The sequence below is a fragment of the Salicibibacter kimchii genome (assembly GCF_003336365.1).
In the GTDB taxonomy this organism is placed as follows: Bacteria; Bacillota; Bacilli; order Bacillales; family Marinococcaceae; genus Salicibibacter; species Salicibibacter kimchii.
Window position 1 is genome coordinate 890103 of record NZ_CP031092.1, and the last position, 19548, is coordinate 909650.

Sequence of the window (19548 nt, forward strand, 5' to 3'; positions counted from 1 at the left end):
ATGGTCACCTCTTTCGGTCTATCAAAGGAGGGCACCATACAAAACGATGATACCCTCTTCTTTTTTACGTATATAACGCAAAAACCACTGTCCCTTTCAGAACGGCTTCGTCTTTTTCGTTGCTTGCCAAAACATCGAACGTTACTTTGTCCGCTGTTTGCTCGCTCACTTCCGCATTTAGCGAAATCACGTCGCCGAGGAAGACCATGCCGCGGAAACGAATTTTATACGTCTCAATAAATCCTTCCTCGTAATAAGGGGTGAAAAGTTTGGCGAGATTGCCCATCGTCCACATACCATGGGCGATGATGCCCGGTAGTCCCGCTTTTTCTGCTTCTTGATCAATCGTATGGATCGGGTTATAGTCACCGGATGCGCCGGCGTATTTAATTAAATCGAGCCGAGAAACCGGGGAAAGGGTTACGGTTTCTAGCGTGTCGCCGGTCTGTTTTTCTGCAATTGCGCTCATGCTTCCATCCCCTTTCTAACCGCTTCGGTAATAATAATCACTTGTTCGGCGCGAAAGACACGTTTTCCGTCGCTGTCTTCGCCGTTGCTTTCCAGCGTAAGAATCCCCATCGTTCCGCTTTTTCCCGCTTTTTCCTTGTAATCTTTCACTTCCGCCCAGCAATGAATGTCTTCGCCAACGAAAAGCGGGCGTTCATAATGATAGATTTGTTCGCCGTGAATAAGTCCTTTATTTTCTAATTCAAAATCGGGAATTTCCCCATAGTCCAATACAATTGGAAACGTCGGAGGGGCGATGTTTTTCCCGTAACGGGTCGCCTGCCCCACCGCTTCATCAACGAAAATCGGGTGCGCGTCATCGATGGCTTCAGCGAATTTTCGCACAGCGCCTCGCTCAATTGTGTTTCTCACCTTGTCTGAATGTTTGCCAATCATATGTTCAAGCATGATGTTACTCCTCCTTATGCCATTGGTCCGCCGGCGACGTATAAGACTTGCCCGTTCACAAACGAGGAATGTTTATCGGCGAAAAATGCCGCCGCGTTCGCAATGTCTTCCGGTTTACCGCTACGTGCCACCGGGATGTTTGCTACACTTGCTTCAACTAATTTTTCAAACGAGATACCGAGGCGTTCAGCCGTCGCCTTCGTCATGTCCGTTTCAATAAATCCCGGTGCAATAGCATTAGTGGTAATATTAAATTTCCCGAGTTCAATCGCCAATGTTTTTGTAAACCCTTGTAAGCCTGCTTTTGCCGTTGAGTAGTTCGCTTGACCACGATTACCTAAAGCAACATTGGAAGATAGATTAATAATACGTCCGTATTTTTGTTTCACCATATATTCCTGAGCTACACTCGCGGCATTAAAGGATCCTTTCAAATGCACATCCATGACCGTTTGCCAATCGTCTTCTGTCATTTTAAACAGCATGTTATCCCGGATAACGCCAGCATTATTGACGAGAATATCGATAGAGCCATACGCTTCATACGCTTCTTTCATTGCATTTTCTACTTCATTGCGATTCGTGACGTCCGCTTTGATCGCTAAAACATCTTGGTCGGAAAAGTGCTCGCGCACCTCTGCCAAAGCCTCTTCGTTGACATCTATAACTGCCACTTTCGCACCGTCATTAACAAGACGCTCGGCAATGCCGCGACCGATGCCTCGGCTTCCTCCGGTCACGAATGCCGTTTGCTCGGAAAAATGTGTCATATGTTCCACTCCTATTTCTATATAGATTTATTTAAATGTATTGCCCCAATTTCACGTGCCCTTTTAATAGGTTTCTGGAAATGATCAAGCGCTGGATTTCATCGGTGCCGTCATAGATTCTCCATAGCCGGGCTTCCCGGTACCAGCGTTCGATAGGGAGCTCTTTCGTGTAGCCCATGCCACCATGTATTTGCATCACACGATCGATGATATCGTTCGCTTTGGTAGCGCCATACAGTTTCGCCATCGATGCCAGATGACGATTGTCTTCGCCGTTGTCCAAGGTGAAGGCCGCGTTCAAGACCAACCATTTAGCAGCTTCAAGCTCAACCGCCGAGTCCGCGATTTGCCATTGGATCGCTTGGCGGCTAGCAATCGGCTTCCCGAATGTTTCACGCTCCTGGGCATAATCGATCGCCATATTAAGCAAGCGCTCAGAAGCGCCAACCGCGCCTGCTCCCACGCCCCACCGTGCAAAACCAATCCATTCCAACCCTAGGTCGTAACCACGGTGCAAATCGCCTAAAATGTTTTCTTCCGGCACGCGTACTTGATCGAAAATAAGCGAAGCCGGTCCCCATTCGCCCATCGTGTCGATGTATTCAGATTTCCATCCCATGTCTCGTTCCGCGATAAAGCAGGTGGTGCCGTCACGGCCGTTACGCGCGTGTGCTTCCTTGTCCGTGATCGCGATCACCATCACAAAGTCCGCTTCATTTCCGCCGGTGATGAATGTTTTTTCGCCGTTCAGCACCCATTCATCGCCGTCTTTTTCAGCGGTCATTTTGATGTTTTGCGTATCAGAACCGGCGCCGGGTTCAGTCATGGCGAAGCAGGATTTTTTCTCGCCGTTGATCGTCGGCAACAAGTACTTTTCCTTTTGCTCTTCGTTGCCGTAATACAAAATGTTATCGGCCGAACCGCCGAATGTGAACGGGACGAACGTTTTCGATACTTCCATCATGACGATCGCGTACATGACCTGCCCGAGGTCAGCACCCCCGTATTCTTCCGGTGTATTGATACCCCAGAAGCCGGCATCTTTCGCTTTTTGTTGCAGTTCATGCATTTTTTCTTCCGAAAGGCTCGGTTTCCCTTCCCGCTCATTGCGAAGCACATCATTTTCCAGTGGCATCAGTTCTTTTTCCACGAATTTACGGATCGTTGTTTGCACCATTTTTTGTTCTTCGGTTAAGCGTAAATGCATAGGTTTCCTTTCCCCCTAAGTTACTCTTTTTCCACGACCAGCGCGATTCCCTGACCGCCGCCGATACAAGCGGTGACTAGTCCTTTCTTCTCTCCGCGGCGCTCGAGTTCATAGCATAATTTCGTCACAAGCATGCCGCCGGTGGCAGCAATCGGGTGACCGTGGGCAATTGCTCCCCCGTTCACATTGACTTTATCCATGTCAAAAGAAAGTTCCCGGTCACACGCGAGCACCTGTGCGGCAAACGCTTCGTTAATCTCTATTAAATCAAAATCATCGAGTTGATCGCCGGTTTTTTCAAGCACTTTTTTTACCGCCGGGACAGGACCAATACCCATAATGTTCGGATCAACACCCGCGACAGCTGACGCCTTGACCGTCGCCAATGGCTTTAGCCCGCGGTTCTTGGCTTCAGTCCCGGACATCAACACCAATGCCGACGCTCCGTCGTTAATCCCGGAGGAGCTGCCGGCGGTAACGCTGCCGTCTTTTTTAAATACTGCCGGAAGTTTGCCGAGCGACTCTTTTGTAACGTCAGGGCGCGGATGCTCATCCTGGTTAAAAGTTACGGTACCTTTCCGCGTTTTCACTTCAATGGGCACGATTTGATCTTTGAAATAGCCTTTATCAATCGCATCCGCCATCCGTTCCTGACTTCTTAAGGCGAAGGCATCCTGTTCCTCACGGCTCACTTCATATTGATCCGCCAGGTTCTCTGCCGTAATCCCCATCGGTGGGTCACCAATTTCATCGGGCGATAGTTTAGGGTTGATAAACTTCGGCGGTCGGAGATCGTACGCTTTTTCTTGAACCGCCAAAAGATGCGGACTGCGTGTCATGCTTTCGGTGCCACCGGCAACGACCACATCGGCGTTACCGGCGATAATTTTCTCGGCAGCAAGGGCGACGCTATTGATTCCGGAACCGCATTGACGATCAATCGTGAGCCCGGGAACATCCACCGGCAACCCCGCTTCGAGAAGCGACACGCGCGCGATGTTCCCACCCCCGCTCAAACAGTTGCCGAAAATAACATCTTCTACGGCTTCATGTTCGACATCGGCTCTCTTCAACGCTTCACTTATAACTTCTCCCCCGTACACGGCCGGGTCGACGGTAGCAAGCGCCCCGCCTTTTTTCGCGATGGCCGTCCGTACGGCAGAAACGATAACTACATCTTCCATTTGTGCATCAACCTTTTTATTTATGATTTTTAAGCATTCGAGTATTTTTTAAGTTCCAATTTTGCAATTTGTCTACGATGTACTTCATCAGGACCATCTGCAAGCCGTAATGTTCTGGCATTAGCCCATTGATGAGCAAGTGTATAATCAGCACTAACACCAGCACCGCCAAATGCTTGAATGGCTCGATCAATCACTCGTAATGCCATATTCGGTGCTACAACTTTAATCATAGCGATCTCGGTCTTTGCCTCTTTATTTCCAACCGTATCCATCATATAAGCGGCCTTCAAAGTCAATAAACGAGCTTGCTCAATATCCATTCGTGATTCCGCAATCCACTCTTGCACGACGCCTTGTTCGGACACTTTTTTCCCAAACGTTTCTCTTTCTTGCACCCGATTGCATAGATCTTCAAGCGCACGCTCTGCCGCTCCAATCAATCGCATACAATGATGAATTCGGCCAGGCCCTAAGCGCCCTTGTGCAATGGCAAACCCTTTTCCTTCATCCCAAAGCATATGATCGGCCGGCACTCTTACATTGTCATAAACAATTTCTGCGTGACCGTGTGGCGCATCATCATATCCAAAAACCGGTGTCGTTCTCTCTATGTTTACCCCTGGTGTATCCAACGGAACGAGAATCATCGATTGCTGTTCGTGTTTAGCTGCATTTGGGTCGTTTTTCCCCATGACAATCGCTATTTTACAACGAGGGTCTCCTGCTCCGGATGACCACCATTTCCGGCCGTTAATGACATATTCATTGCCTTCTCTTTTGATGCTTGTTTTGATGTTTGTAGCATCGCTGGAAGCCACATCAGGTTCCGTCATGGAAAAACATGACCGGATTTTGCCATCAAGTAACGGCTCTAGCCATTGTTTTTTTTGTTCCTCGGAACCATACCGAACCAAAACTTCCATATTTCCTGTGTCCGGGGCACTACAGTTAAAGACTTCGGGGCCAATCATAGATCGTCCCATGATTTCACAAAGAGGTGCATACTCAGCATTGGATAAACCGGCTCCGTAGTCGCTGTCCGGCAAAAAAAGATTCCATAATCCTTTTTCTCTTGCTTTCTCTTTTAATTCATCCATGATTGGCGGAACTGAAGACCATCGGGTTTCTTGTTGATTCAATTGATCTTCGTATAATTTTTCATTCGGATAAACGTAGGTCTCCATAAACTCATTTACTTGACGTTGTAAATCGATCACCTTTTCCGAGTACTGAAATTGCATTTTTTCTCTCCTTTCAAATTTATACTGAACGATTGGTATGTTACAATAGTTTCAGATCGTGCCATCAGCGATTTTTAAATTATGTGTTTTTATCCCCCCTTTCCATAGTGACTATGAAGATTGCGTTTGATTTTGTTCTTCTCTCAAGGAGCGGCGCAAAGTTTTCCCGACGTTTGTTTTAGGCAACTCCTCCCGAAACTCGACAAAACGCGGAACTTTATATGCGGCCAAATACTTACGGCTATGTGCAATAACCTCCTCTTCTGTGATCGACGCTCCTTCTCTCAGCACAATAAAGGCTTTGACCGTTTCTCCACGATAATCATCGGCCACCCCGACGACAGCTGCTTCCAAAACCGCTGCATGCTCATTGAGAACCTCTTCCACTTCCCGGGGATAAACATTATAGCCGCTGGCAATAATCATATCTTTTTTTCGATCAGCGATATAAAGGTAACCTTCATCATCCATGTACGCCATATCGCCGGTATACAACCAGCCGTCGCGAAGTGCCTGCTGCGTTTCTTCTTTCTTTTTCCAATATCCTTTCATCACCTGAGGACCGCGAATAATAATTTCCCCTGTTTCACCTGGTGGCAGAACCTTTTGTCCAGTATGAGTATCCACGATTTTATAGTCTGTTGATGGTAAACCAATACCGACACTGCCTGGCTTTCGTTCGGCAAACAATGGATTGGCATGCGTTGATGGTGCAGTTTCGGAAAGTCCGTAACCGTCCAAAATCTTGGCGCCTGTCTTTTGTTCAAATTCTTTCATACGCTCAACCGGCATCGGTGCGCTACCGCTAATGCATACACGAATGCTGTCCAAACCGTATTTTTCAGCTTCAGGGTGCGTTAATAAACTGATATACATCGTCGGTACTCCGGGGAACATGGTCGGCTTTTCTTCTTTAATCGTCTCTAATACGTTCTGAACATCAAACCTGGGCAGCATAATATTGGTCGCTCCAAGAAAAATAGCCAAATTCATACCGTTCGACATTCCATAAACATGGAATAAAGGAATAACTGTTAGTATACGTTCACAACCAAAAGATAGATCTTCTTTGAAAAATTCATATATTTGTACGAGATTAGCCATCAAGTTCCGGTGAGTAAGCATGACCCCTTTGGAACGACCTGTTGTTCCCCCTGTATATTGCAACACGGCGATATCTTCCTCTGGATTCAGGGCTACCTGTGATACCTCTTGTTCACCACCTTTCTCCAGGAACTCATCGAACGTGACCGCTGGTTCAACGGACGTGCTGTTCGCCGTCAAGTTTACGACAACGACATTTTTTACCATCGTTTCGTTTTGAACCGCTTTCATTTTTTGATATAAATCATTTAGAATAACGATCGTTTCCGCACCGGAATCATTCAAAATATAGGTTAATTCCCTTTCGGTCAGCATAGGGTTGATCTGAGTAACAGTGCCTCCAACCATCAATGTACCGTAGCAAGCGATGACGTACTGGGGGCAGTTGGGTAACATAATAGCTACGCGATCTCCTCGTTGAACGTTTTCTCCTTGTAACGCGGAAGCAAATGATGAGGTCACCGCACCTAAGTCTTCATATGTGAGCTCCTGTCCTTGAAAAGAGAGAGCAACATGTTGCGCGTACGTTTCAACCTTTTCTAATAACATTTGCGGTAAACTATGATGAGGCACATCAATCTGTTGTCTGATATTTTGCGGATACACATCTAACCATGGTTTTTCATTCACCTTTATTCACACCTCCGAACTTTTAATCGACCTTGAAAAATAAATCGAATCATTTAATGACCTCATCCTATTTAAATACTTTTTTTCTGTCTAATATTCAGATAATGCAATTTACATGCCAAAATTTAAGCCTAGAAACGCAACCAACGATGGAAGAGTTGGTTCATTTTCGCATAAGTAAGTGGTGTAAAAATGCATCAATAACGGTTTTTGGTGTGGTTATGCACCGTTCCCACGAGTGATATTATATTTTTTCATCTTTCGAACGAGTGTAGAGTGATCCACTTCAAGAAATCGAGCTGCTTTTCGAATGGTTCCATACTTTTGAACAGCCATGCTAATCATGTTCATTTCGGCTTCTTCACGGGCCTCCTTTAGGGGTTTAATGTTTTCCAATGAAGAAAAGTTGTGCTTTATTTTGAGCTCAGAGGGAATATGTGGAGGGGCAATAACATCTTCTTCCGTTATAATGACTAATCTTTCAATTATATTTTCTAATTGTCTTACATTTCCGGGCCAATGGTATTCTTGAAATAATTGTAACGTCTCCGGAGCAAAATTTTTCTCCACCTCGTGTTTTTTATTATGTTTTTGTAAAAAGTAATCACATAATGGGAATATGTCATCTTTTCTTTCATTTAAGGAAGGTACATTTATTGGAATTACATTGAGTCTATAGAAGAGGTCTTCTCGAAATTCACCCTGTTTGACAGACTCCAGTAAATCTTTATTCGTTGATGCAATGAATCTAACATTTAACGATATATCCTTGGTTCCACCTACTCGCGTAACTTTATTTGTCTGGATCACACGCAATAGTTTTACTTGTAAGTTGAGTGGCATTTCTCCGATCTCGTCTAAAAGAACGGTTCCGCCATTAGCCTCTTCAAAAAAACCTTTTTTTGTTGTATCAGCACCGGTAAAAGCCCCTTTTTCATAACCAAACAATTCTGCTTCAATTAATTCTCGAGGTATCGCGCCACAATTAATTTGAATGTATGGCTTATCCTTACGAAGACTTAATTGTTGGATATTACTAGCCACAACTTCTTTTCCTACGCCCGACTCGCCCGTAATAAGAACCATTGCCTCAGTCTTTGCCACTTTTATTACTTTATCTTTCAACTGATCTGTGATATTGCTGTTCCCAATCCAGTCTTTTATACGTTTATCCCTATAGGTTTCACTATAAATATTTATATTGTTAGTCGTACTATCATGAAGACGATTTAAATAGTTTAATGTTTTTATATTACGATAATTAGCTGAAAAACAAATAATACTGCCACTCTCATCATAAATAGGTTTACTCGTAATAAAGATTTCCGGGCCTGTTCTTAGTTTGTGTATCATCGTGATAGGTGCTTCAGACATCACTTTCGTAGATTGTTGAATGATTGATCCGTCATCTTCCATTTCTTTTGGCGTCTTCCCCACAATCTCTTCTAATGATGCGCCGGCAATATTTGCAACTGCCTTATTAGCATAAAATATACGCCCATCAAGATCCGATAGCAGAAATCCTTCATACATTTGATCTATCGCTTCAATCAATTTATCATATTCAAACCCGAATTTTAATTTGTTTTTGTACACATAAATCCACCTTTCATCCAGTATTTGCACCTCACTTTTAGTATACAGCTCGTCTATGTTAGGAGCAATTACTACTTGTATAATGGAAGTTCATATAGAGGGGAGGCCATTGAAAAAGTCTGGCAAAGTTGAACGAGTTCCGAAATTGATCGGAACTCGTTCATTTTTTTGGTATACTTAAAGGAGCCAAAATCAAAGTGGTGTTCGCCATGATTCAATCTCAACAGTCTCTTCAACTCAGTGCTTATGGGAATCTTATTATCAAGCGCTCCCCTCGAGCGGTGAAACGTTTTGCGTGAAAATTCAATAATATATTTGTTTATAAATATTGCTTCTCCCTTTTTAGAATCTTATCTATTGCAATATTAAATGCAACACTTCCATCATGGAGCCTTTACTTGCTCATACAATTCCTCGCCTGCACTCATTGCCATAATTTCAGCTTCATTGATGAAATTTTCAAGCTCCAATGCCTTATACATTGGATTTAAAGGAACGACCGTTGCGCCCAGCATTTGTATTGCGTAATGACCTAGTAAATACTGAGGGCAGTTTTGCATATATAAGGCGACTTTATCTCCTTTCGCAACTCCCTTGTTCAGAAGAAACTTGGCCAGTCGTCGCGTATCGTCCACCAATTGGCTCCAACTTATCTCATTACCATAAAAATTGTATGCTGTTTGATTTAGATGATCGATCCCATTTTGGATCAAATATTCATGTAATGGTTTTTTCCAAGTCGATAATTTAATGTCTCCGAAACTCCTTGCTAAAAAAAAGAGTTTATTGTTAACCCTCCATTTTTTTGCATTTATTCTTTGCTTTCTCGACAGTTCAAAGGGCGGTTTTATAATTGAGTTATTGAAGTTGTTTTTCTTTTTTCATTCGTTCTACTAACACATTTGCTAAATCTGTATCAATATCTCCATTGAGAAATTCTTCTGATTCCAGTGTAAATATTAAAAACGGAATATTCGTTTTTACACCCTCAATAATGATTGTTTCTAAGTAAGAAACTAACTTTGTAATGGCGTCCTTTCGCGTTTCATCATGTGCGATAATTTTTGCAATCATAGGATCGTAATATGGCGTAATGTCATTTCCTTCTTTGAATCCCGTCTCTACACGGATCCCCTCTACTTCTGGTAATTTATATTGTTTTAATGTGCCGGGAGCCGGATAGAAAGTGATCGGATCTTCTGCATATATTCGAACTTCAATAGCATGTCCCGTTCGATGCGTATCATTTGGAACAATGTCGTTCAGAGCTACGCCAGCCGCAGATAACACTTGAGCTTTTACCAAATCAATATTCAAAACTTCCTCTGTAACCGCATGTTCGACCTGTAATCGCGTGTTCATTTCTAAAAAGCTATAACTGCCATCTTGCCCTCGCAACATTTCAACGGTCCCAACATTGTCATAACCTAATGATTGAACAGACTTCTGGACTTTCCCAGCGATTTCTAATATTTCTCCCTCAGGAATGTTAGGCGCCGGGGATTCTTCAATGATCTTTTGATGTCTTCTTTGAATCGAACAATCTCGCTCATAGAGGTGCATAACATTGTTGTTAGCATCCGCCAGTATTTGAAATTCAACATGTCTAGGCTTTTCAAAATATTTTTCCAAATAGACGTTTTGGTCTGAGAAATATTTTTCTGCTATCCCTTTAGCTTTTTTAACCATGTCCAGCAATTTTTCTTCGCTGTATACGGGAAACATTCCAATCCCACCGCCACCATTTGCCGGCTTGACTAAAACCGGATAACCTATTTCCTTAGCGGCATTTTTTATCTCTTTCTCATCATCACTTAATACACCCGATCCTTTTCCTACGGGCATACTAAATTCCGACATCTTTTGTCTGGCTCGGTTTTTATCACCCATTAGATTAATCAGCGCAGACGACGGTCCAATAAAATGTACACCAATATCTTCAAGCTTACTTGCAAACGCCGTGTTTTCTGATAAAAAGCCATATCCAGGATGAACCGCATCTGTACCCGAACGTTTAATAATATCGATCAGTAGCGCTTGGTTTAAATAACTATCTTTTGCTGACGATCCACCTAAGCCATATGCTTCATCAGCAAGATCTAAATATGATAAGTTTTTATCTGCTTCAGAATATACAGCCACGATTGATACATTTAATTCTTTTAAAGCTCTGATAATACGTGCAGCTATCGCTCCTCGGTTAGCTACAAGCACTTTTTTAAACATCTTCATCCTCCTTGTATAGTAGTAGTTTAGTTCAAATAACTTTTTCTTGTTTCAAAAAATTTATTTCTTGAGGGGAGAGTCCAAGTTCCATCAAAATTTCATTAGAATGCTGACCAATTTCCGGCAGATCGCTAACCTCATTTGCAGGAGTCTCATTAAGCTTAATTGGAACTCCAGGTACTGGGAGATCTTCGCCGTCCGTTGTGCGCACTGTTTTAATCATTGACCGCTCCCTCACCTGTGGATCATGAACCACATCCAGCAAAGTTTGAACAGGCCCGCACGGAATTTTTTCATTCTGAAGAAGGGAAACAATCTCCATTTTTGTATGTTGACTGGTCCACTCAGAAATCATCGCTTCCAATTCTTCTCTATTCTCTTTTTCTAAACGCGCTTCCCGGCTATAAAATGGCGAATCGGGGTCCAACCACTCCTTCCGCCCTATCATCCTTGCAAAGTTCTCCCACATCGGTTGACGCACGGGGGCAATATAAACAAATCCATTATCCTTCGTCGGAAAAATACTGGCAAATGCACGAGGATCACTGACACCGGCACGTGAATGATTCTTTCCAGACAGCAAAACATCCCCGGGATAATAGCCCAACATGGAGATAAGTCCATCGAGCATGCTGATATCAACATATTGTCCTTTTCCCGTTCGCTCCCGGCTTTGAAGAGCGAGCATTGTCCCCATTGCTCCTTGTAGACCTGCAATATGATCAGCAATATAAAACCCTACATTTGTAGGAAGCCCTTCCGGGTCCCCTGTAAGATCAGCCAATCCGCTCATTGATTGAATAATTCCGTCAAAAGCAGCACGATCTCGATATGGGCCTGTAGCTCCAAAACCTGTAATATGAACCATTATTATTTCCGGATTAATGGAAGTAATATCTTTATACCCAATCCCCAATCTCTCAGGGACACCTAAACCATAATTAGTTACCAAAATATCCGCAGTTTCTACCAACCGCTGGACAATGTCTCGACCTTCTATTGATTTTAAATTCAACGTCAAAGCTCTTTTATTCCGGTTTTGAGAGGCAAAATATAAACTTTTTTCATCAAATTTCGGCTCTGCCTCGCGGCCGGTTTCTCCTTCCAAATGCTCCACCTTAATAACATCAGCACCATGATCAGCTAATATTTGGCTGCAATAAGGACCGGCTATATAATGAGTAAAATCAAGGACTCGTACTCCCGTTAATGCAGGCATATCTCCACCTCTTTTATAGACAGATGTAAATAATCACACCAAAACCAAAAATTGCAAACTCATGCCTCAATCTCGACGATAACTTCTCCTTCATTTACAAAATCACCTTCATTTTTATGGACGGCTTTGATGTGCCCTGAAACTTCTGCCTCAATGGGTATTTCCATTTTCATGGATTCTAAGATGATTAACTCATCATTAACTTCAACTTTCTCGCCTTCACTCACCAATACCTTCCATGCAGTTCCACTCATACTTGCTGTAATCTGTTTCATTTTATAAACTCCTCATATTTGATTTGATAATTTCCTGTAATTTATCTTTCTTTATTTTCCCTGTAGTTGTTAATGGCATTTCTTCCATTATTTTAATGATAGGTTTTTTGTAATTCGCCATGTTCTTTTCACAATACTTTTCCAACTCATCGATCGAAATATCTTCATAAGTCTTTTCCAATTTAATTACAGCTATTGGAATTTGCCCCTTATCGGTATCATCTAACCCAATAACTCCACAAGCAGCAACAGCTTCGTGCTTACTAATGATATTCTCTAATTCAGAAGGAAAGACACTCATTCCATTAACTTTCAGCATTTCTTTTTTCCTGCCCAGAAAATGTAAATAGCCTTCTTCATTTATCACACCAATATCGCCTGTATAAAACCAGTTATCTTTTATTGTTTCTGCTGTTTGCTCAGGTTTATTCCAATATCCGCTCATTAGTGAGGGTGTTCTAATAACAATTTCGCCTTCTGTTTCTTGTGGCAACGATTCCTTAGTATTAAAATCAACAATTTTAATTTCAGTGTTTGGAACTGGAAATCCTACAAATATAGGTCTCATATAGAGATCTTTATTTCCTTCTTGCATTCCTGTCGTAAAGGTATCCGCAGTATGTGTTTCTGTCATGCCAAAAGACGCTTCTCTTAATATGCTTCCTGTTATCTTTTCCCATCTATCTCTATAAAAAATATTCACCTTTTTTATAAACGAACTTACCATTGTTGTGTCTATAGAGGATAGATCATAATCTTGAATGTCAGGCCTGTTGATTAACTCAATTATATTATCCGTAACCCCACCAAAAATTGTAACTTTATATCTTTGAATAGCATCCAGTACAGCTACAGGATCCCATCGGTATAATAAAATCTGAGTAATACCATTGAAAATTGGAGAAATAACGCCTGTATTCTCTCCAGCAATCCAAAAAATGGGTAAGTAGTTCAGGCGAATATCTTCGCTTGATACCTTGCTACTAAATGTTGCGCTATTTGCTGCGGTATAAATCATATTTCTTTGTGTATGCATACACCCTTTAGGCATGCCAGTGGTCCCGCCCGTGTAATTTAATGCTGCGATATCATCTAAGTGTATTTCTGGTTTAGGGTAGTCCTGTTTACAATTTTTAAGAATGTCCTCGAAATCCACAGCGTCCTCATACTCGATTTTAGGGTTAGACATTGACTTGTTTATTTGCATTGTGGGGGTTTTTGGTAAATAGTCTGATAAGCTTGTTGTTATTACTGAGTTCACTCCCGTTTCAATTACAACTTTTTCAGCAGTTGGGTATAATTGATCAAGTGTTATTAAAACGGAAGCACCACTATCATTTAACTCATAATTTAATTCATATTCCTTGAACATTGGATTAACTGGCACATGGATACAACCTATCTTGAGAATTCCATAAAACGCGATGAGAAATTGGGGACAATTCGGTAAAAAAACAGCTATTCGATCGCCTTTTTTACACCCAATACTCGATAGATAAGAAGCGAAGCGATTACTCATATCATTCATTTCATCGAATGATATTTCTCTTCCGTAATAAATGATGCATGCTTTATCAGGTGAAATCTGAGCCCATTTCTCCAGATATTCAGTTAGCGGTTTTTCCCCAAATGGATAATTTGGTTTTGATGGCAAGCTGTCTGGCCAGTTTTTACTCCGAAGATCCTGAAGTTCTGAAAGATAATTTTCTTCATTCATATAGTCCACTCCCCTTCTATCTTTCTTCTGCTTTTAGCTACTTTCTTTAACTTCATTAACTTCTTCATACAAATAACAAGAAACCATGCTCTTATTTGAAACATACTCCAAAGTTGGTTCGGATCCTTTACACTTATCCATCACCTTTGGACATCTAGTATGAAAACTACAACCAGATGGTGGATTAGCAGGGCTTGGTATATCACCCTTTAAAATTATTCTTTCTCTATCCCTTAGTTCTGGATCAGGCTTGGGAACAGCAGATAACAAAGATTTCGTATAAGGGTGGTAAGGTTGTTTAAATAAATCTTCTTTATTGGCAAACTCAACAACCTTTCCTAAATACATAACGGCAATTTTATCACTAATGTATTTTACAGCTTGTATTCCATGTGCAATAAACAAATAAGATAAGCTCATATCTTTTTGAATATCCTTTAGCAAATTAAGTATTTGCGCTTGTATTGAAACGTCCAATGCCGATACAGGTTCATCGCATACAATTAACTTTGGTTCAAGCGCTAACGCTCTGGCAATACCAAGTCTTTGTCGCTGTCCACCAGAAAATTCTGATGGGTATCGTTTGCCGTGAGAAGAGGATAATCCTACACGTTCAAGAAGTTCATCTACCCTTTTTTTTCTCTCTTTTTTTGTTCCTATATCATGTAAAACTAACGGTTCAGCTATAATATTTGCAGTAGTCATTCTAGGATTCAAAGAAGAGTAAGGATCCTGAAAAATCATTTGCATTTCTTTACCCAAATCTTTTTTTTTGTAGTTCTCTATTCCAATGCCTTGAAAAGTGACCTCTCCAACAGTAGGTTTCTCCAAACCAACTAAAACTCTTCCCATAGTAGACTTTCCACTTCCTGACTCACCTACTAATCCAATGGTTTCCCCAGGATTAATATCCATATTGATACCGTCAACAGCTTTTATCCATTTTTTTTTATTTCCAAATAAACCACTATCAGCTGGATAGTATTTCTTCACATTTTTTAATGATACTATTGGATCAACCACTCATATCATTCCTTCCTTTCAGTGGATACCAGCATGATACACGATTTCCATTAAGCGGTTCTAAGATTGGTTCTTGTTCTTTACATTTCTCCGTACCATATTTACAACGACCATAAAAATTACAACCCTTAGGAAGTTCTGATGGGTTAGGCACTGTACCGGGAATAGCTTCAAGCTGCTCTTCAGATTCTCCCTCGAGTGTGGGTATACTAGACATTAAACCTTCAGTATATGGGTGAAGAGGCTGTTTAAAAATAGAATACGCATCCCCTTCTTCAACAACCTTTCCACTATACATTACCAGAATCCTATCAGCCATTTCAGCAACAACACCCAGGTCATGTGTTATTAATAACATTGATAAATCTGTATCTTTCTGTAAATTTTTCATAATATCTAGTATTTGCGCTTGTATTGTTACATCCAAAGCAGTCGTTGGCTCATCTGCTATTAACAAGGACGGTTGACATATTAGCGCCATAGCAATCATAACTCGTTGCCTCATCCCACCCGATAACTGATGGGGGTAGTTGTCCATTTGTCTGCCTGGATCTGACACTCCTACTTTGTTGAGTATCTCGTATACTTCATTTTTCACTTTTTTATAAATTACATTCTTATGAAGAATGAGAGCTTCTGAAATCTGTTTACCAATTTTATGAACTGGGTTTAATGAAAACATCGGATCTTGAAAAATCATGGAAATATCGTTACCTCTTATCGTCCTTAAATTTCTATCACCCATCCCCATCAAATTTTTGCCCTCAAAATTTATCGCACTTTCCTTATGATATTTTATAGAAGGAGAATTAAGTCCCATGATAGAAAGAGCTGTAACACTTTTTCCACTTCCTGATTCACCAACTAGAGCTACAATTTCTCCTTTATTTATAGAAAAAGAGACATCATTAACCGGGTTAATTTCCGTCCTAGGATCAATAGGAATATACGCTTTTAGATTTTTCACTTCTATAACACTTTCTACTTCTTCCACTAACTTGATACCTCCCTCAATAAAATAAACATTACACTCTTTTTAATCGGGGGTCTATTGCTACTCTCAGACCATCGCCCATAAAATTTCCAGCTAACAGAGTACATAAGATTGCTAAACCTGGAAATAACATAAGTAGCGGAGCTATATGCATCAGACTATAAGCTTGCTCAAGCATACCTCCCCAACTGATTTGTGGAGACTGTGCACCTAATCCGAGAAAACTCAAAGATGCTTCCACAAGGATCGCATAGCTTATATTGAAAGAAGCCTGCACGACAATAGGTGGGAAAATATTTGGTATAATATGTTTAAACATTGTCCAATTTGCACCTGCACCAGATATTTTTGCTGCATGTACATAAGGTTCAGAGCGAACCTGCAACGTTTGACCTCTAGCCAATCTTGCAAATTGAGGGGTAAAAACAATCCCAATTGCAATCATAGCGTTCCAAAGATTAACTCCTAAAGCAGCAGTAATTCCCAGTGCTAACAAAATCGCAGGGATGGCTATTATTCCATCTACAATTCTCATAAATATTTCATCAATGATCCCCCCGAAATAACCAGAAATAATTCCTAGGGGTACACCAATAAATAAAGGGATGAGTATGGCAATTAACCCAGCTTGAATCGCAGCTCTTGCCCCCATAATAATTCGACTTAAAACATCTCTTCCTAACTCATCAGTGCCGAGCCAATGTTGAAGGCTCGGGCTCGCCATTAAGTTTTGATAATTTTGTTCTTCAACATGATAAGGTGTAATAAGCGGAGCAAATATAGCGACAATGGTCAGGAGCGCCAAAAATATAAAACTTATAAAGGCTACCCTATGCTTAGTAAACCTTTTAAAAATTTCTCGAAAACTCATAATACACTCCCTCCTTCACTCAATCATATTCAATGCGAGGATCTAGCAGCGAATAAATGATATCGGTTGCAAAATTGATGATAATAATGATCACAATCATTACCAATACCACTCCTTGTAGCATGGGAAAATCTCTTTGTAAGATAGAATCGACAGCCAGTTGACCCATACCCGGAATAGCGAAAATTGATTCGATAACTACTGTTGCACCTATTAAATTCCCATACAAAATCCCTATCGTTGTTACTACCGGTAACAAGGCATTTCTTAAACTGTGGTTGATTATAGTCTGGCGAACGTTTAACCCTTTTGAATAAGCTGTTCTAATGTAATCTGCCTCTAACACCTCTATCAATGCTGACCTCAAATGCCTAGTTATTTGAGCCATCCCAACTGCCCCTAATGCAATTGCAGGAAGTAGAACACTCCTAAGAAAACCTATTGGATCTTCAGTTATACTGATAAACCCTGTTGCGGGGAACCAACCTAAAGCTAGGCTGAAAGCGGCTAACAATAGCATGGCTAACCAGAAATTGGGAATTGCAGCTCCCAATGTACTTATAAATCGGGAAAACTGATCAATCCAACTCTTAGGTTTTAGTACAGACAAAATTGCTAAAATAGTGCCAGCAATAATTGCTATCAATATTGAGGTTGTAACAAGTTGAAAAGTTACTCCTAATCTACTAAACACGGCTTCTTCAACCGCTTGTCCAGTAAACAACGATTCCCCTAAATCTCCCCGAAACACATCTGCTAACCAAGTGAAATACTGTATAAGAACAGGTTGATTAAGTCCCAATTGTTCTCTAAGCATTTGTAAATTTTCCTCAGTAGCATTTTCCCCTAGTATTGCAAGTGCTGGATCACCTGGAATCAACAATATAAAAGAAAATACAATAAATGTTGTAATTAACATCATAGGAAGAACGTATACAATTCGCCTAATCAAAAATTTTATAAACATTGTTGCCCCCCATCTTTGCAAAAGAATGCTTTTATTACATTATATTATGATCCTATTTGATACAAGCCTTTAACTTTCTTTCCACAATAAATCAAATCTAGGTTTTCCTAACAAATTTCCTTCATATCCTTTTACATCATTATGCATACCGATCACTTCCGGCTGAAAAACCAAAGGGATCATTATCGCTTCTTCTTCTACAGCAATTCTACTTATCTCACCATATATTTCTGCTCGTTTATCCTCATCTTCTGTTACGGCCGCCGCTTCATTGAGCAATGTATTGATTTCTTCGGTAGTATGACTCCCTGTATTATAATAACTACCTTCACTAAAAAGAAGTGACATTGTCATATGAGGATCAGGGCGACCGGTCCATCTAGATAATAAGGCTGGCACTGATTGCTCATCAAAATAAGTTGCTGTGGCCGTTGTAATTTCCATTGCCTCAGTATTTAATTGTATTCCTATGTCGTCGAGTTGTTGTCTTAATACATCGACTGCTCGAGCGTAGTACGCTGTTGCATTATACCCTATAGACACAGAAACGTTATCCAAACCCTCTTCTTCCAATATGCTTCTTGCTTTATCGGGATCATACAAGTCTTGTAAATCTTCATTATATACCCAATAATCACTCGGAAAAGGTTGATAAGCTCCTTCCCCTTGTCCATAGTCTATAGCTTGACTCAACTCTTCACGATTGATACCAAATTGTATAGCCCTTCTAACTGATTTATTATCAAAAGGTGATTGGGATGTATTTAAATAAAGTATATGAACTGGAACGGCTTGTGATTCAACAATATCTATGCTAGGATCATTTTCTAAACTAAAGATATCCCCAGATGGTAACCGATAGGCAAAGTCGATTTCATCATTTTGCAATGCATTTATACGTGTAATTTCATCTTGCATGATCAATACTTCCAGTTGATCAGTCTTAGGATGATCATCCTGCCAATAACCATCAAACTTAGTATAAACAATCCTATCATTCGGGGACCATTCTTCTACTTCAAATGGGCCAGCTCCTACTGCCGCTTGCCCATAAGAATCCCCCCCTTCTTCCAAGGCCGTTGGAGAAACCATCATCCCACCTCGGTCAGCCAAAGCAAGAACTAATGAAGAATCCGGTTCAGCCAAATGTAAGTTTACGGTCAATTCATCCATGATCTCAACTCCATTAATAGAGGAAAGATCACTGAGGGGTGATTCCTCTGAAATTCCTCTGTCTATATTGAACTTAACGGCTTCGGCATTAAACGGAGTTCCATCGTGAAATAATACATCATCTCTAAGATTGAGTTGTAACGTCTCATTATCTGTAAATTCCCAGGATTCGGCCAAACCAGGTTCTGGTTCTAAATCTTCATCAAAAGAAATCAATGTATCATACACTGGGTAAAGTAAGGCATGATCACTGCCGCTACTACCATGAACCGGATCAAAATTATCCAAATTAGCATTAAAACCAACCCTCACCTTTTGACTTTCAGTATCTTGTGCACTTCCAGTCGTCTCGTCATTGGAACAGCCAGTGATAATAAAGAGCATTAGAACAATAAAAGAAAGCAAATGCCTCTTTATTAAATTTTGCATTTTG

Annotated in this window: 18 protein-coding genes; all 18 read right to left on the reverse strand. The window is 41.0% G+C overall.

Annotated features, from left to right (window positions below):
* Nucleotides 1–64 precede the first annotated feature (64 nt).
* Complete coding sequence (locus DT065_RS04550) at nucleotides 65–469, reverse strand: MaoC/PaaZ C-terminal domain-containing protein (RefSeq protein WP_114371282.1); 405 nt, start codon at nucleotides 467–469, stop codon at nucleotides 65–67.
* Nucleotides 466–915: a MaoC family dehydratase N-terminal domain-containing protein gene (locus tag DT065_RS04555; RefSeq protein WP_114371284.1), complete on the reverse strand. Its 450-nt coding sequence runs from the start codon at nucleotides 913–915 to the stop codon at nucleotides 466–468. The genes DT065_RS04550 and DT065_RS04555 overlap by 4 nt, the downstream gene beginning before the upstream one ends.
* Nucleotides 916–929: 14 nt before the next feature.
* On the reverse strand, nucleotides 930–1685 hold the full coding sequence (gene fabG / locus DT065_RS04560; protein WP_114371286.1) for a 3-oxoacyl-ACP reductase FabG: 756 nt from the start codon (nucleotides 1683–1685) through the stop codon (nucleotides 930–932).
* Between the two features lie 31 nt (nucleotides 1686–1716).
* Nucleotides 1717–2892 (reverse strand): acyl-CoA dehydrogenase family protein, encoded by a 1176-nt coding sequence (locus DT065_RS04565; protein WP_114371287.1) that lies wholly within the window; start codon nucleotides 2890–2892, stop codon nucleotides 1717–1719.
* 20 nt (nucleotides 2893–2912) lie between these two features.
* On the reverse strand, nucleotides 2913–4076 hold the full coding sequence (locus tag DT065_RS04570; RefSeq protein WP_114371289.1) for a thiolase family protein: 1164 nt from the start codon (nucleotides 4074–4076) through the stop codon (nucleotides 2913–2915).
* A 29-nt stretch (nucleotides 4077–4105) separates the two neighbouring features.
* Nucleotides 4106–5320: an acyl-CoA dehydrogenase gene (locus DT065_RS04575; protein ID WP_114371291.1), complete on the reverse strand. Its 1215-nt coding sequence runs from the start codon at nucleotides 5318–5320 to the stop codon at nucleotides 4106–4108.
* 111 nt (nucleotides 5321–5431) lie between these two features.
* Nucleotides 5432–7054, reverse strand: coding sequence for a long-chain-fatty-acid--CoA ligase (locus DT065_RS04580; protein WP_114371293.1), 1623 nt, complete (start codon nucleotides 7052–7054; stop codon nucleotides 5432–5434).
* 219 nt (nucleotides 7055–7273) lie between these two features.
* Nucleotides 7274–8650 carry a sigma-54 interaction domain-containing protein gene (locus tag DT065_RS04585; RefSeq protein ID WP_114371295.1) on the reverse strand — a complete coding sequence of 459 codons (1377 nt, stop codon included), beginning with the start codon at nucleotides 8648–8650 and terminating at the stop codon, nucleotides 7274–7276.
* Between the two features lie 383 nt (nucleotides 8651–9033).
* Nucleotides 9034–9363, reverse strand: a complete 330-nt coding sequence (locus DT065_RS04590; protein WP_160112408.1) for an AMP-binding protein — start codon at nucleotides 9361–9363, stop codon at nucleotides 9034–9036.
* A 145-nt stretch (nucleotides 9364–9508) separates the two neighbouring features.
* Nucleotides 9509–10876, reverse strand: coding sequence for an acetyl-CoA carboxylase biotin carboxylase subunit (locus DT065_RS04595; RefSeq protein WP_114371299.1), 1368 nt, complete (start codon nucleotides 10874–10876; stop codon nucleotides 9509–9511).
* 31 nt (nucleotides 10877–10907) lie between these two features.
* Nucleotides 10908–12095, reverse strand: a complete 1188-nt coding sequence (locus DT065_RS04600) for a CaiB/BaiF CoA transferase family protein (RefSeq protein ID WP_114371301.1) — start codon at nucleotides 12093–12095, stop codon at nucleotides 10908–10910.
* Nucleotides 12096–12154: 59 nt separating this feature from the next.
* Entirely contained in the window at nucleotides 12155–12370 is a 216-nt protein-coding gene (locus DT065_RS04605; protein WP_114371303.1) for an acetyl-CoA carboxylase biotin carboxyl carrier protein subunit, read from the reverse strand.
* Between the two features lies 1 nt (nucleotide 12371).
* On the reverse strand, nucleotides 12372–14087 hold the full coding sequence (locus DT065_RS04610) for an AMP-binding protein (RefSeq protein ID WP_114371305.1): 1716 nt from the start codon (nucleotides 14085–14087) through the stop codon (nucleotides 12372–12374).
* Between the two features lie 33 nt (nucleotides 14088–14120).
* A complete protein-coding gene (locus tag DT065_RS04615) occupies nucleotides 14121–15110 on the reverse strand; it encodes an ABC transporter ATP-binding protein (RefSeq protein WP_114371307.1) in 990 nt (329 codons plus the stop codon).
* Entirely contained in the window at nucleotides 15103–16104 is a 1002-nt protein-coding gene (locus DT065_RS04620) for an ABC transporter ATP-binding protein (RefSeq protein ID WP_114371309.1), read from the reverse strand. Before DT065_RS04620 ends, DT065_RS04615 begins: the two co-directional genes overlap by 8 nt.
* Before the next feature lie 31 nt (nucleotides 16105–16135).
* Nucleotides 16136–16975 (reverse strand): ABC transporter permease, encoded by an 840-nt coding sequence (locus DT065_RS04625; RefSeq protein WP_114371311.1) that lies wholly within the window; start codon nucleotides 16973–16975, stop codon nucleotides 16136–16138.
* 19 nt (nucleotides 16976–16994) lie between these two features.
* On the reverse strand, nucleotides 16995–17942 hold the full coding sequence (locus DT065_RS04630) for an ABC transporter permease (protein WP_114371313.1): 948 nt from the start codon (nucleotides 17940–17942) through the stop codon (nucleotides 16995–16997).
* Nucleotides 17943–18011: 69 nt separating this feature from the next.
* The gene (locus DT065_RS04635) at nucleotides 18012–19544 is read right to left on the reverse strand and encodes an ABC transporter substrate-binding protein (protein ID WP_160112409.1); all 1533 of its coding nucleotides are present in this window, start codon (nucleotides 19542–19544) and stop codon (nucleotides 18012–18014) included.
* Nucleotides 19545–19548: the final 4 nt, after the last annotated feature.

Bases quoted from the DNA above. Each gene is read 5' to 3' on its own strand.
- DT065_RS04550 (WP_114371282.1), bottom strand. From the start codon at position 469: ATGAGCGCAATTGCAGAAAAACAGACCGGCGACACGCTAGAAACCGTA.
- DT065_RS04555 (WP_114371284.1), bottom strand. From the start codon at position 915: ATGCTTGAACATATGATTGGCAAACATTCAGACAAGGTGAGAAACACA.
- fabG (WP_114371286.1), bottom strand. From the start codon at position 1,685: ATGACACATTTTTCCGAGCAAACGGCATTCGTGACCGGAGGAAGCCGA.
- DT065_RS04565 (WP_114371287.1), bottom strand. From the start codon at position 2,892: ATGCATTTACGCTTAACCGAAGAACAAAAAATGGTGCAAACAACGATC.
- DT065_RS04570 (WP_114371289.1), bottom strand. From the start codon at position 4,076: ATGGAAGATGTAGTTATCGTTTCTGCCGTACGGACGGCCATCGCGAAA.
- DT065_RS04575 (WP_114371291.1), bottom strand. From the start codon at position 5,320: ATGCAATTTCAGTACTCGGAAAAGGTGATCGATTTACAACGTCAAGTA.
- DT065_RS04595 (WP_114371299.1), bottom strand. From the start codon at position 10,876: ATGTTTAAAAAAGTGCTTGTAGCTAACCGAGGAGCGATAGCTGCACGT.
- DT065_RS04600 (WP_114371301.1), bottom strand. From the start codon at position 12,095: ATGCCTGCATTAACGGGAGTACGAGTCCTTGATTTTACTCATTATATA.
- DT065_RS04605 (WP_114371303.1), bottom strand. From the start codon at position 12,370: ATGAAACAGATTACAGCAAGTATGAGTGGAACTGCATGGAAGGTATTG.
- DT065_RS04610 (WP_114371305.1), bottom strand. From the start codon at position 14,087: ATGAATGAAGAAAATTATCTTTCAGAACTTCAGGATCTTCGGAGTAAA.
- DT065_RS04625 (WP_114371311.1), bottom strand. From the start codon at position 16,975: ATGAGTTTTCGAGAAATTTTTAAAAGGTTTACTAAGCATAGGGTAGCC.
- DT065_RS04630 (WP_114371313.1), bottom strand. From the start codon at position 17,942: ATGTTTATAAAATTTTTGATTAGGCGAATTGTATACGTTCTTCCTATG.
- DT065_RS04635 (WP_160112409.1), bottom strand. From the start codon at position 19,544: ATGCAAAATTTAATAAAGAGGCATTTGCTTTCTTTTATTGTTCTAATG.